Source organism: Psychrobacter faecalis, from assembly GCF_016107575.1.
Taxonomy (GTDB): domain Bacteria; phylum Pseudomonadota; class Gammaproteobacteria; order Pseudomonadales; family Moraxellaceae; genus Psychrobacter; species Psychrobacter faecalis.
Genome location: NZ_JABAST010000035.1, coordinates 16,017 through 30,872, shown reverse-complemented (window position 1 = coordinate 30,872; position 14,856 = coordinate 16,017). Strand labels below are relative to the sequence as shown.

The 14,856-nt window shown below is 45.1% G+C and carries 10 protein-coding genes; 1 reads left to right on the top strand and 9 read right to left on the bottom strand.

What is annotated here, in order from left to right; genetic code table 11:
- Positions 1 to 128: 128 nt before the first annotated feature.
- The 9 genes from JFC07_RS10460 to recG all read right to left on the bottom strand — a co-directional run bounded on the left by JFC07_RS10460 (position 129) and on the right by recG (position 13,533).
- Positions 129 to 611, bottom strand: coding sequence for a hypothetical protein (locus JFC07_RS10460; RefSeq protein WP_193030225.1), 483 nt, complete (start codon positions 609 to 611; stop codon positions 129 to 131).
- A gap of 94 nt (positions 612 to 705) precedes the next feature.
- Complete coding sequence (locus JFC07_RS10455; protein ID WP_193030223.1) at positions 706 to 1,548, bottom strand: sulfite exporter TauE/SafE family protein; 843 nt, start codon at positions 1,546 to 1,548, stop codon at positions 706 to 708.
- A gap of 61 nt (positions 1,549 to 1,609) precedes the next feature.
- The gene (locus JFC07_RS10450) at positions 1,610 to 2,101 is read right to left on the bottom strand and encodes a flavin reductase (protein WP_068406101.1); all 492 of its coding nucleotides are present in this window, start codon (positions 2,099 to 2,101) and stop codon (positions 1,610 to 1,612) included.
- Between the two features lie 121 nt (positions 2,102 to 2,222).
- On the bottom strand, positions 2,223 to 3,269 hold the full coding sequence (locus tag JFC07_RS10445; RefSeq protein ID WP_193030221.1) for a methionine synthase: 1,047 nt from the start codon (positions 3,267 to 3,269) through the stop codon (positions 2,223 to 2,225).
- 98 nt (positions 3,270 to 3,367) lie between these two features.
- Positions 3,368 to 4,390, bottom strand: coding sequence for a DUF1852 domain-containing protein (locus JFC07_RS10440; protein ID WP_193030219.1), 1,023 nt, complete (start codon positions 4,388 to 4,390; stop codon positions 3,368 to 3,370).
- 517 nt (positions 4,391 to 4,907) lie between these two features.
- Positions 4,908 to 8,006, bottom strand: coding sequence for an efflux RND transporter permease subunit (locus JFC07_RS10435; protein ID WP_198328999.1), 3,099 nt, complete (start codon positions 8,004 to 8,006; stop codon positions 4,908 to 4,910).
- Positions 8,003 to 9,310: an efflux RND transporter periplasmic adaptor subunit gene (locus JFC07_RS10430; protein WP_068406112.1), complete on the bottom strand. Its 1,308-nt coding sequence runs from the start codon at positions 9,308 to 9,310 to the stop codon at positions 8,003 to 8,005. The genes JFC07_RS10435 and JFC07_RS10430 overlap by 4 nt, the downstream gene beginning before the upstream one ends.
- 361 nt (positions 9,311 to 9,671) lie before the next feature.
- Entirely contained in the window at positions 9,672 to 10,766 is a 1,095-nt protein-coding gene (locus JFC07_RS10425) for an OmpW/AlkL family protein (RefSeq protein ID WP_068406115.1), read from the bottom strand.
- 451 nt (positions 10,767 to 11,217) lie between these two features.
- On the bottom strand, positions 11,218 to 13,533 hold the full coding sequence (recG, locus tag JFC07_RS10420) for an ATP-dependent DNA helicase RecG (RefSeq protein WP_198328998.1): 2,316 nt from the start codon (positions 13,531 to 13,533) through the stop codon (positions 11,218 to 11,220).
- 218 nt (positions 13,534 to 13,751) lie between these two features.
- Here recG and JFC07_RS10415 point away from each other — a divergent pair, with 218 nt between their 5' ends.
- Positions 13,752 to 14,795, top strand: a complete 1,044-nt coding sequence (locus JFC07_RS10415) for a patatin-like phospholipase family protein (RefSeq protein WP_198328997.1) — start codon at positions 13,752 to 13,754, stop codon at positions 14,793 to 14,795.
- Positions 14,796 to 14,856 lie beyond the last annotated feature (61 nt).

Genomic DNA, 14,856 nt, shown 5'->3' with positions numbered 1-14,856 from the left:
GCTTATTCTCCTGTTAGTGGATTATAAGCAGTTACACAGAGTTTGGGAAACTCCCAAAAAAAATTTCAATAATTTGGATATATCTCAGTATAAATATTATATGCAGCAGCAAAGTAACCCAGAGTTGATTATGTCCCTATTTCAATTTCAGAGTCAGCCTTATTTAGGTTGTCGCAAATGTCTTTTGTGACCTCAAAACTAGCCACTTTACTATCATCTAAATCGTAATAACTATACTGATAATCAAATCCCTTATTTATCCCTTGCATAACTTCTGCTTCTGCACAGGCTAACTTAGTATGTTCATCGCGCATTGCCGTTTCAATCTCTTTTCTTTTAGAAGCATTATAATCAGATATCTTTAGCCGATAGCCGAAAGTAACCGTTTTTCCATCAAAATCAATCTTTTCTAACGTAGTAACTTCATCAATTACGCTTGGCAGCTCTCTTTTTAACGTATCGATCTTACGATACATCTCCTGCGTATCACGTTCGTGATTGCTAGCTGTGGTAACCTTTTCATCATGAGCTAAATCAGACTTGTCATCCGAACAGGCAATTACTGTTAGAAAGGCTGAAAGTACAACCAATGCTTGAAGTTTATTGAACATAATTATCTTTATTGAACCTAATTAGCCAAAATAATATGATTAGGGCGCATCCTCATTCTAAAGAGAATACGCCCCATTATACAAACATGAATATTTAAACCAGCCCTTTATAAAGGAAATAAAACCCCACCACCGTCAATAATATCGCAAAGCATTTCTTTAATAGTTCTGGCGATAGTATATGCGCGACTTTTGCGCCCAACTTTGCGGTAAAAAAGCTCATAATACTAATGCCTAAAAAGGCATAGATATGGACAAAGCCGATGGTATTGGGCACATCGACTTGCTGCTGCATGCCAAAAAACATGAAACCTAACGCACCGGCAATGGCAATCGGCAATCCGCACGCCGCTGAGGTCCCAACCGCTTTTTGCATCACCACGTTATAACGCGTGAGATAAGGCACGGTTAAGCTACCGCCGCCAATACCAAAGATAGCAGAAGCGATACCGATAACCCCGCCTGCTGCTAATTGCTTAGGTTTTGACGGTAGTGCTGTATTGGCATAGTTGACGCTACTGACATCATTAGCGCCACTAGAATGATTAGCAACAGGTTTTTTACCAGCAAAAAACATCTTATAAGCAACCCACAGCAAAAACACCCCAACAATCAGCTGGAGATATAGCCCAGATATCTGTCCTGCAATCCCTGCGCCTAAGAAACAACCTAGCGCCAATCCGGGTGCCAAATTTTTAAACACCGGCCACATCACAGCGCCTTTTTTATTGTGTGCCATAAGCGAGCTAATAGAGGTGACTATAATGGTCGCCAATGATGTCCCTAATGCTAAATGCATAATGCTGTCAGGACTGTAATCCATTTGGGTAAAAACGACAAACAATAAGGGCACGATAATTGTGCCACCGCCTACACCAAAAAGCCCGGCAGCAAATCCTGCTAGCGCGCCTATTATTAAAAAAATGAGTATTTCCACAAGATAATTACTTCTCGGTTAGATAGGGTTTTAGTTAAATAACAAGGGCTTTAAAGGTAAATTAAACGATTTCTGTTTGACCGACTTGATGGTACGAGCGATTGAAATACACCAAACTTTCATCGCTCACACCTTGTTTGATGGCGACCACGCGGCACATAAAAATACTGTGTGTGCCGACTTGTTGAATGTCATCAATTTCACAATCAAAACTGACCAGCGCGTCCTCTAAAACAGGTGCGCCCGTGGTTAATGTCGTCCAAGCACCGTGACAAAAACGCTCTTCTGAGCATAGTTTGGAGGCAAAGGCATTGGATATGGGTTCATGCTGCGTACCTAAGACATTGACACTTAGCGTTTTATTTTCAAGAAAATGTTCGTGTGAGCGCGAACTCTGATTCATACAGACCAGTAAGGTTGGCGGTGTATCGGTCACGCTACAGACCGCAGAGGCGGTAAACCCATGACAGCCAGAGTCGCCTTTTGTGGTAATCACATTGACCGCTGTCGGTAATAGAGACATGGCATCTCTAAAATCAGTTGCTTCAATCATGACTTAACTCCTAAATTTTAATCTTTAAGTATTTTTAATCTTTAAGTATTTTTAATCTTTAAGTATATTGATAACTGAGGTCACTCATGGATTTAAACAAGGTAAGCTTTGTTAAGAGATGCTAAACGCTGAGCTCTTTACGTACAATAGCTGCGCCCGCGCTCAAAGCATTTAATTTACCACGTGCCACTTGGCGCGATAACGGTGCCATGCCGCAATTGGTCGAAGGATAGAGCTTATCTGCATCGACAAACTGCAGCGCTTTGCGTAACGTATCTGCCACCTCTTCCGGCGTCTCAATGCTATTGGTTGCCACATCAATAGCGCCAACCATTACCTTTTTACCGCGGATCAGTTCAATCAAATCCATCGGTACATGTGAGTTTTGACACTCCAGCGAGACAATATCAATATTTGACTGCTGTAATTTTGGAAAGGCTTGCTCATATTGACGCCACTCTGTACCTAAGGTTTTTTTCCAATCGGTATTGGCTTTGATGCCGTAGCCGTAGCAAATATGCACCGCCGTCTCACACTTTAACCCTTCGATAGCGCGCTCTAAAGTGGCAATACCCCAATCGTTGACGTCATCGAAGAACACATTAAACGCTGGTTCATCAAATTGGATAATATCGACACCAGCCGCTTCCAAATCTTTCGCTTCTTGATTGAGAATTTTAGCAAATTCCCAAGCCAATTTTTCACGGCTTTTATAATGACCATCATATAAAGTATCAATCATCGTCATCGGGCCGGGCAACGCCCATTTGATAGGCTGATCGGTTTGCGAGCGTAGAAACTTGGCATCGTCGACAAACACCGATTTTTGGCGGCTCACCGCCCCAACCACAGAAGGCACACTGGCCTCATAGCGATTGCGGATTTTAACCGTTTCACGCTTTTCGAAATCGACACCATCAAGATGTTCGATAAAGGTAGTGACAAAATGCTGACGCGTTTGCTCGCCATCACTGACGATATCAATCCCTGCCTGCAATTGCTCTTGTAACGACACCCGTAGAGCATCTTGTTTGGCTTCGAGCAATTGCTCGCCCTCTAAAGCCCAAGGTGACCAAATTTTTTCAGGTTCAGCGAGCCAAGACGGTTTTGGCAAGCTGCCCGCGGTTGATGTCGGTAATAATCTTTGGGTTGGTAATAATAGTGTCATAGGATTTATCTTCTTATTTATTAGTATTCTAATTTCGGCTAGATTGAACGTATTTAGGTTAAACGCATCTAGGTTGAACGCATCTAGATTGAAAATAGTTAGGCAGCGTATTCTTTATCTGCACACGCTTCCGACGTGCGCTCATTAACATCAAAGCTTGTCGCCCATTCTTCAAGAATCGCTTGGTAAGGCTTGATAAATTGCTCTTGTGTAAACTTACCTTGCTTCACCGCCATTTGGCTACGCTCTTCACGGTCATAGACGATTTGCGTCAGTGAATAATCCTGATATTGCAAACTGGGCTGATATACCTGTCCTGCCGTCGAGTTGGCATTATAGATTTCAGGACGATAAATCTTTTGAAAAGTTTCCATAGTGGCAATCGCACTGATGAGCTCAAGATCGGTGTAATCACTCAGCAAGTCGCCAGTAAAATAAAACGCTAAAGGCGCGACACTACCGGCCGGCATAAAGTAGCGCACCGTTAAGCCCATTTTATGAAAATAATCGTCAGTTAAAGAATATTCGTCTTGTCGGTATTCAACCCCTAACACCGGATGCTGATTGATCGTACGATGATAGGTTTTACTGGTTGATACACTCAGGCAAATGACCGGCTGTTTGGTAAAGTTGGCTTGATAAGCTTCTGAATTCAATAAGTATTGAAACAGCTTACCATGTAAGTCACCAAAATCTGCTGGCGGCGGCAATGTAGGGTTTTTATCGAAATGCTCTAATAGGACGACGCTAAAGTCATAATCGCGTACATAAGAGGAGAAACTGTTACCAATCATACCGTCGATACGGGTATTTTCTTTATGGTCGACAATCGTGGTTTTTAGCGTTTCGATGACTGGAAAGGTATGGCCATTACCTTCAATATCTAAATCTGCTGAAATAATATCAACTTCAACAGAGTAACGGTCGGCGGCTGGGTTGTCCCAATGCGCCAAGGCGTTAAAACGATTATTGATCATTCTTAGTGTTTTACGTAGATTTTCTTCACGCTGCTCACCGCGCGCCAAATTGGCAAAGTTCGTGGTCAGACGTGTGCTATCTGCCGGATGATAGTTTTCATCAAAACGAATGCTCGAGATGGAATATGTAAATTGTTTACTCATGATAATCCGCTACCTTATTCTCATTGTGTGAGATAAAACTCAATGTGTGTATGAGATAAATCATACCTCAACCAAAACGTGAATAAAAATGATAGTATTTAAATTTAAGATGAGATAATTTCATGTTAGTAAGATCGGATTATGGAATAGAAGTTGATAACTAGGAGCGTGGCAGAAGATTTTATGAATAATGATATTTTGAGTGATTTTTTTGCATTAGAAGATAATTAACATGCTATATTCACGTAAAAGAATTTAAGGTAGTTAATTATGGATGATAAAAAATTTCTCTGGCAGGCATTATGCGTGAGCGCTCTAATTTTTATATTAACAGCCATGCTTGCGGTTAGGTTTTTAGATATGTTGTAGTCAGCATGGCTTTAATTTGAGCTATGCCTTAAGTTTAGGCAATATTTTGGAAGGTCAATAATACTCCTAACCCTTATTATTAACAGGGTGCAAAACCCTAGATCAACCAATTCCTATTTGATTGACCCAGCAGCTTTACTAGTACGAATTATTTTTCAATAACGACGCTTTCCTTCTCTTTACCATGCGGTATCAACCATTTGCCAAACCATCCTGATAAGTCATCCATCAAGGTATAAACCACGGGAATGACTACGAGGCTTAATAAGGTTGAGGTCACCAAACCACCCAATACCGCGGCAGCCATCGGACGACGGAAAGTAGGATCAGCATCGCCCCAGCCAAATACCAGCGGCATCATGCCAGCGCCCATCGCAATGGTGGTCATAATAATTGGCCGCGCACGCTTACGACAAGAATCGATAATGGCATCAAAACGCGCCAAGCCTCGGCGCTGAGCAATCAAGGCATAATCGACTAATAAGATAGAGTTTTTGGTGGCGATGCCCATCAGCATGATAAAACCAATCATCGATGGCATCGACAGACTACTCTTGGTAATAACCAAGCCGACAAAAGCGCCACCGATAGACAACGGTAGAGCCATCAAAATGGTAAATGGCTGCAATATCCGCCCAAATAATAAAATCAGTACACCTAAGATACAGACCACACCGACAGACATCGCAATCACAAAGCCGCTAAATAGCTCAGCCATGTTTTCGGCTTGTCCTTGATCGATAATAGTAATAGAGGTCGGTAGTTGCTGCATACTGGGTATGGCTTTTACTGCTTGCACCAAGTCACCAAGCTCGCCATTGGCAGGCTGCACGGTGATACTAATCGCCCGCTCACGATCAAGGCGGCTGATTTGCGCAGGTCCGGTACCAAAGTTTAACGATGCAACTTCACCTACCCGTACACCTTGTCCCGGTGGCAATGCATTTGGGACATATAAGCCTTCTAATTGACTGACGTTTTGTTTGGCAACATCTGGCAGGCGCACCACGATAGGAATCTGGCGTGTATCGAGATTGAGCTTAGATAACCGCTGCTCATAGTCACCAACAGTCGCCACACGTAAGGTGGTGGCGATATCTTGCGTGGTCACGCCTTTATCTGCCATCGCTAGTCTGTCTGGAGTTACCGTTAGCTCTTGACGCGGTAGACTACGATCACTGGTGACAGCGCCGGCACTTGGTAACGCCCGAATCTCTGCCATTATTTGCTGCGCGGTTTGCTCAAGTAAACGCGGGTCGGTACTGGTCAAAGAAAAATTATAACCGGTCTCACCGCCACTCGATAAACCAACGGTAAAGCGTGCGCCGGGTACTTCTGAGAGCATGCTGCTTATTTGCCGTTCAATCTCTTGCTTAGAGCCACGCTCTGCGCGTGGGGCCAATACGATATCTAAGCCTGCGATATTTTCAGCTTTGCCGCCAGAGCTGGCTTCCATTGCCGCTTGCGCTTCGCCTACCGAGGTGAAAATATGGCTCACTTCAGGCATGGCCAATATACGCTCACTGGCCATCGCCGCCACACGTTCGGTATCTTCTAGCGCCACATCTGGCGTTAGCTCAATTTCAACCCGCGTTTGGTCAATATCATTATCAGGAATAAAGGACGTTGGTAGTAATTTCACCAAGGTAAGTGATGCTACAAACAAGAGTAATGTCGCACCCATGGTAATCCAGCGATGATGCAGCGTCCAAGAGACCACTTTTAAATACCAATCCATGAGCGCGCTTTGTTTTTCGACATGCTTTTTTTCTGGGCGCAATATATAAGCGGCCATCATCGGAGTGATAAGACGCGCGACCATTAACGATGCAAATATCGATAAGGCGGCAGTCCAACCAAATTGCCGGAAAAACTGCCCGACAATACCGCCCATAAAAGCTGTCGGTAAAAATACCGCAATGAGAGTAAATGTGGTCGCGACGACTGCTAAACCAATCTCATCAGCTGCTTCCATCGCAGCTTCATAAGGCGTCTTGCCCATGCGCAAATGGCGGATAATATTTTCAACTTCTACAATCGCATCATCGACTAAGACGCCAATGACCAATGACAGTGCTAATAAGGAGATAATATTTAAGCTAAAGCCAAATAAGTACATACCTAAAAAAGTAGGAATAACCGACAACGGCAACGCCACGGCTGCCACAAAAGTCGCGCGGATATTGCGTAAAAATAAGAACACCACGACGACTGCAAGTAAACCACCTTCTATTAGCATGCGTAACGATGCTTTGTAATCTTCGGCAATTGGCGTGGCTCTATCGTAGACTTTTTCAATATCGATATTGCCGACATCGGCTGACAGCTTGGCAAGCTCGGCGTCAACCAGCTCCATCACCTCAACCTCACTGGCACCGCGCGAACGGGTGATATTAAATGCCACCACTGTTTGCCCATCAAGCTTAGCAATCGAGCTTGGATCAGCAGCACCATCGGTGATTTGTGCCATACGTCCAAGCGCTTGCGTACCACCTGTCGGTACCGCGACTTGTAAATTGTTCAAATCACTGGCACGTTCAACCGCCCCAAGTACCCGAATAGTCTGGGTGGTTTTACCTACTTCCGCTTCACCGCCTGAGCTGTCTTGTTGAATACCAGTGATTTGTTCTGATAGCTGAGCGATAGGATATTTCAAACCGCTCAACACAATCGGGTCGGCAGCAACGGTGATTTCACGTTGCAAACCACCGATGCGGCTAACGGTACTGACCCCTGGAATATCGGATAAACGCTTGGTGACCGTATCATCGACGAACCAAGACAAATCCTCGACATTCATATTGTCAGAGGCAACCGAGTAAGTGACGACGGGAAACCCAGCCGTTGAGACTTTGGTAATGATGGGGTCATTGGCAGCAGCTGGCAAATCGCCACGTACTTCACCGACCGCCGAACGTACATCGTCGACCGCTTCTTGTATGTCTTTTTCTAGGACAAACTCGGTGACCATGGTCGCGGCACCCGTTTGTAGGGTGGTACGAATATGCTTAACGCCCTCAATACTGGTGAGCTTATTTTCTATCTTTTTGGCAATGTCGTTTTCGAGCTGCGATGGCGCGGCTCCCGGCAAGGTCACCGTCACCACCACCGCTGGCAGGTCAATATCGGGGAATTGCTGCACCTTCATTTGCATAAAACCGTAGATGCCGCCCAAGGTCAGCAGCACAAACAGCAAGATGGCAACTAAAGGATTTCTAATCGAGTAAGCGGAGACATTTAAACTCATGAGCGCGCCTGCGTGGCTGTGCCAGTTTGGCTGACTGATGTATCATTGGCGGTATTTAGGCCATCAACCACACGTACCAAGTCGCCGTCGTTTAAAAAGCTACCGCCCTGCTTTACCAGTCGGCTGTCTGCTGGTAGTGGCTCTGCCAGCGCTACACTATCACCAAAGCGCTCACCCAAACTCACGCGTTGTTGCTTGATACGGCCAATGTTTTGACCGTCTTGGCTCTTAATATTGGTCACTAGCATCACGTAATCATAACCGTCATTGCTGACGATAGCGCTATTGGGCACCGTTTGCGCGCTGGTACTACCCAATAAAAACTCGCCCGTTTGGTACATGCCCGCGCGTACTTTTGAGTTTGCAGCAAGGCTAGCATAAATGGTGATTTGGCGATTATCATCAGCCGTTGGCGCAATACGATTAACCTTACCCATAACCGAATCGCCGGCTGGCAAGCTGACGCGCACTGGCGTGCCAACACTGACTTCACCAAGAAGTTTAGGATCGATATCAGCACGCCACTCTAAAATACCGCCTTTAATAATAGTAAATAAAGGCTCACCACCAGCAACCATACCGACTTCCGCCATTTTTTCACTGATGACACCGCTTACCGGTGCGACCACATTGGCATTTTTCACGCTCAAGCGCTGGGTACTAAGACGGGCTTTAGAGGCTTGCAATGCCGCCTCTGCCTGTAGTTTTGAGGTACGATAGCGATCCGCTTCTTGCCTACTGATGGCATCAATCTCAATCAATGGCAGGACACGAGCGGCATCGGCAGTTGCATTGGCAAGCGTTGCTTCGGCTTCGGCAACATCGGCCTCCGCCTGCAAGACTTGCTGCTGCATGGCATCGGTATCAAATATCGCCAGGACTTGCCCCGCTTTAACGCGATCGCCTTCTTCAACCAACACCTGCTCGATAGCCACACCATTTACTTTAGGGCTGACATTGGCGACATCTTTGGCACTGATGGTGCCGTCAGCGCTTAAGGTATTACCAATACTGTCTTGGCTTGGCATCACCGTTTCGACCGAAAGCACTGCCTGCTGATTGCTGCTCTCCTTTAGGTCAGCGTTTGCGCTTTGTGCCTTGTTAGCCGCTGGTGAATCAACACTCGCATCTTTATCGCCGCCCCAATACTTACCGACCAAAACCCCAATCACAAGGACTACGGCTAATACTGGCAATAACCACCAAGGATATTTCGATGATGATTTGGGCGCACGTGCATCCGCTTGGCGGTAAGGTGGTAGCTCAGACTCAACTGGTCGCTGTTTGTCTTCAACATCGCTCATGATAACTCTCTGTCAATACAGGCAATTAGAAAGGGTATAAAGTTAGAAAATTATAGCTAAAAAAGGGGCTATTTATGATTACAATAGTCTATAAATTTATTGAGGATAGCATATATTAAGTCATCATCTTATTTTTATATATCGTGTTTTAGCTTCGTAAGTCTGCTTCTATTAATAGTAGGATGGGCGTAAAACTGGCAAAGCGAAGCGGATAAAAATGATAACTAAGTAAAACGACTGCTTGATAAATTTGTCTAAATCAAACTTCTTTTTTAACTTTTAAAAAGCACAACGCACATCCCTAAGAATGTGCGCTATATTTATCAAGATGCTACTAACTTAATGTTTCTTAACTCGTTTATTAAAAACGATAGCCAACGCCAAGATAGGTAATATACGGATCGATATCAAGGTTGGTTTTCGCTCGAATCAACTCTTCACCACTATCGTTTTGAACGGTGATGGTCGTATCACTATCGAGTTTTGCATAGGATACAGAACCAACGCCAAACCATTTGTCATTAAAATCATAAGTCGCGCCAATTGTCACGATAGGTGCAAAGGCGCTGTCTGCTTCAACGTCGACGCTCATGCCCTGAGTCGATTTTACATTTTCTAATGCAGCGCCCGCTTTCCCATCCTTAATATTTTGGATTTGATGACCAGCCATTTCTAAATCGTTACGAATACCGTCATTGAGCTCGATATCATTAAAATAAGCATACATCACCCCTGCGCCGACATAGGGGCGAAATTTATTGACCCCAGATTTGCCAAATTGATATTGCACCCCAGCTGCTGGCAGCCACGCGCGAGCGCTTGAAGATACCCCGCCGCCTTGAGTTAAATCAGTAATGGGAATATTTTTGGAAATATCAAAATCGCCCAATAATCCGCCTGCAATACCGCTAGGACTGACTTTGCCCGAGAGCGGTGCATATACTTGCCCTTGCCCTAAAATATCAACTTTGGGCGGTATACCGGCTTTGACCTCAATCGACCAATGATCATTCATATAATAGTTAAATAACAGACCAAACGTATCGACATCATCGGCCTCAAGTCCAGTACCAGCACTGGTCCAACTCTCTAAGCCATTAATTTTGGTCGTACCAGAAACGTCACCTAATATTGTAACGTCGGACAAATCCGTTTCCGCTCCTAAACCCTTTAATGTGCCATCTATGAAGCCGAAACGGTCTTGATCTTTCACCAATACCTCTCGCACCGTTTTTACTTTTACACTGCCATTATCGGCAACCGTACCATCTTTGGCAGCGGTCGTAGTTTGCATTGGATTGGCTTTGCCTTGCGGAGAAGCGTGCAACCAACCAGCCGAAACAGAAAAGCGTTTGAAACTACCATCGGTTTTGAAATAATCAAACTCGGCAACAGCGGATTGGCTGAATAATAATGGTGCGGCGATAGCGCAAGCGAGGGTTAACGTCTTGTTCATGATACATCCTTGTAAAAAATTCAGGCCGTTAATTAAAAGCATGAATGGCACAGTAATGACGAAGCAAATCAGACAAAGCTGGCAAAATTAAGCCAATCAAACTCCTATCCTAACGTCCTGTTAGAATCGGTAAAACGACTAGAAATGTGCTGTTTTTAGAGGTTTATTTTCACCAAAAAATACATCTACAGCAGAATATTCTAGTAAATAGATAAAGCACATAGTTATGCTTCACTGCCGTAAACTGCCATACCTCAATCGTCATATCAAGAAAGTTTAGAGAACAGCTGAGTCAATATTAGTTGATGAAAATAAAAATAGAGTGTTTATTTGCGCTAATAAATAGCTTATAAAACCCATAAGAAAAAGCCATTATCTTTAAAAAAATAATGGCTTTTTTAGGAGAGTTGATGACAGAGAATTGGCTCAGTTACTAAGCAAGCGTTAATTATTAAGCATTGGTATAGCGACTGGCTTCTGGCATCCAGCGATGGATAAGTTGGCTGACGTCCGCTTTACGTGTTGGGTCAGAGATAAGATGTTTCGCTAGGCGCTGCGCAATGGCAAATAGTTGCTCATCGCGGATAAGGTCGGCCAAATAATAACCGACGTTACCGGTTTGACGTTTGCCTAACAGCTCACCGGGGCCGCGTAGCTCCAAGTCTTTTTGCGCAATCACAAAACCGTCGGTGCTGTCACGCAGCACATTTAAGCGCTCCGTACCCGTCTCTGATAACGGCTTTTGATATAACAGTACGCAGAAGCTTTTGGTCGAACCACGCCCAACCCGCCCGCGCAACTGATGTAGTTGCGATAAACCCAAACGTTCGGCGTTTTCGATGACCATTAACGACGCATTAGGTACATCAACGCCCACTTCGATGACCGTTGTGGCAATCAATAAATCTAAGTTACCCGCTTTAAACTCTTGCATGATGGCTTGTTTGTCAGCAGACTTCATTTTGCCATGTACCAAGCCAATGCGAATATCTAAGCGCTCATTTAAGTCCTCATAAGTCGCTTCTGCTGCCTGCGCATCGAGCACGCTTGATTCTTCTACCAATGAGCAAACCCAATACGCCTGTCTGCCCGCTTCACAATTGACCGCAATACGCTCAATGACTTCGTCGCGGCGGTTACGGTCAATCGTCACCGTGGTAATTGGCGTACGCCCCGGAGGCAGCTCATCAATGATAGATGTATCCATATCACCATAAACGCTCATCGCCAGCGTACGCGGAATCGGGGTTGCCGTCATAATGAGCTGATGCGGGGTGCTATTGGCCACGCCCTTATTGGTCAGGGCCATACGCTGCTCAACGCCAAAGCGGTGCTGTTCATCGATGATGACTAAGCCTAGTTTAGCAAACTGTACCTGCTCTTGAAATAAGGCATGCGTACCAACTACTATTTGCACCGTATTTTCTGCCACCGCTTCTAACGCTTCACGGCGCTGCTTGGCGGTTTGTTTGCCAGCAAGCCAGCCAACGCCGACCCCTAACGGCTCAAACCAGTTTTTAAAATTGACCAAATGCTGTTCTGCTAAGATTTCTGTTGGTGCCATGACCGCAACCTGCCAGCCACTATCGAGCGCATAGCCCGCCGCCCCCGCCGCGACCAAAGTTTTGCCTGCGCCAACATCTCCTTGTACCAGTCGGAGCATCGGAATAGAAGTCGCCATATCAGCCGTGATGTCTTTCATGACGCGTTGCTGCGCGCTGGTTAAATCAAACGGCAATGCGGCAAATAGCTTATCGGCAAGCGGGCTACTCATCGTACATTTAGGCGCTTTATGCTGATGCAATTGCTGACGGCGATATAGTAGGCTCAGTTGATGCGCGGTTAATTCTTCAATGATTAATCGCTGACAGGCAGCATGAGTGCGGGCGCTTAGTTGCGTAAGCAGCTGATATTGTCGTCCTGCATCGGTATAAGTTGGCGGCGTATGCAGCAATACTAAGGCTTCAAATATCGTTAGGTTATAAACGTTTTGATTAGCCATGTCATTAACTGCAGTTGCGTTGCCAATATTGCTTATTGAATTGTCAGGCACACGGCGCGCAAGGGTTGAGAATATATCGTCTGGAAAATCATCTTCTGCCATTGCCAATTTAGCAGGCTCAAAAGGCGCTAACGGTAAATCAGCAACCACCGCAAAGTCGGCAGGCGTAAACAAGGTCATGGGTAGACCTTGGGTGCGCACCGTTTGCAGCGCAAGCTTAATTAGCGTGCGCTGCTTATTTTGATGCAAGCCTTTAACACTTGGATAAATCGGCTGTAACCCTGTATTGACGATGGCTTCATTGCTACTGATCACTTGATATTCAGGATGATGTATCTGCTTACCGTAACGACTGACCTTTACTTCGCCAAATAATTGTAGCTGTGTGCCGAGACTCATCGTTTGCGCAAGGCCACGATAGACCTTAAAAAAACGCAGCGATATCGTGCCAGTATCATCATCGACCATCACGGTCATACCACTGCGCTTGGTATCGACATGCACCACCCGCCCAGTAATCAAAGCGGCTTGCCCATGCGCCACATCAGCTATCGATACCAATCGGCTACGATCTTCATAATCACGCGGTAGATGCAACAGCAAATCAAAAATGCGCTCGATACCTAACTGGGACAACTGCTCCGCCACTTTTGGCCCCACGCCCGCCAGTGCCGTCACCGGCATATCAAGCGCGGAAACGGGCATCTCAGGCCTTATAGTGTCTGCTGAGTTCAAGGTAGGAGTGCGGCTAACCGATGTGGGCATCAATAATCCTAATGATGGTTATGATTTAACGTATATTTGGTCTTATAAAAGCTATAATCATCAACCTCTATAAAATATTTAATCATGATGATTATAACTGACAAGCGACTTACCTATGCTAAGCTATTTAACGATATGGCGTCTAGCTGATTTCTCACTAAGCGACTGATGAATGGCTTATCGTATACCTCTTTATTGCTCTATGGTGATTTTCGCGTATGTTTTTATCTACTCATTATAATGGCTATCGTCATTTAGCACGCTTGCTGCGATTTAGTATGCTTGGCATATTGGGCGTGTTTATTAGTGCTTGCCAAAGTTTGCCGCCAGTTATTGAAACCGTCGCTCCTTTAAACAAGCAGCCAAAGGTCGCCTTAGTCTTAGGCGGCGGCGGTGCCAAGGGCTTTGCTCATATTGGCGTGATTAAAGCCTTAGAAGAAAACGGTATCACGCCAACGCTAGTGGTCGGTACCAGTATTGGCAGTCTAATTGGCAGCTTATATGCCAGTGGTTATAACGCCAAACAGCTTGAACAATTGGCGTTAAATACTTCTGATAGCGAATTGACAGATTTCACCTTATCAAACCAAGGCTTTATCGAAGGTATTAAGCTTAAAAATTTTATTAATGCAAAAGTTGGCGGACGCGCTATAGAAAATTTTCCAATATCTTTTGCCGCGGTTGCTGCCGAAAAACACACGCTAAAAAAGGCCGTTTTTAGCAGCGGCGATGCTGGACTTGCAGTACAAGCATCGTGCAGCGTACCCAATATTTTTATCGCGCCGCGCATTCCTGAAAAGATTGGTAAAAAATATGTCGATGGTGGCGTGGTCAGCTTAGTACCAGTCGACACCGCCCGTGATTTAGGGGCCGATATTATCATCGCCGTTGATGTGACGGCGGCGAATGCTAATAGTCCCGCTAATAATAAAATACCGTCTATCAATTCATTAAGCAGTTTTTGGGGCTTTCTTGAGAGCAGTTTTGTCGCAAATGCCACCGCATCTGTCACTGATTCCAGTCAATCAAACACCAAGCGTTCGACAGCAATGCGCCGTGAACGTGAGCGCGCTGATATTATCATTATCCCCGATATCGGTCATATTAGCTCGCTAGATACCAGTCAACGACGCGCGCTAATGACGGCTGGCATGCAAGCCACTACCCCGCAGATTGCCGCCATTAAACAGCTTATGAAAGACAAAGCCCAGCAAGAAAAAGGTCTTGTAGAAAAGCTGCCAAGTAAATATGCCACGCTTTAATTTCAAAAGCACATTCAGCTGGTAAAAGCCATTTTACCAAATCTGAGTTAGTAAGTTGTTT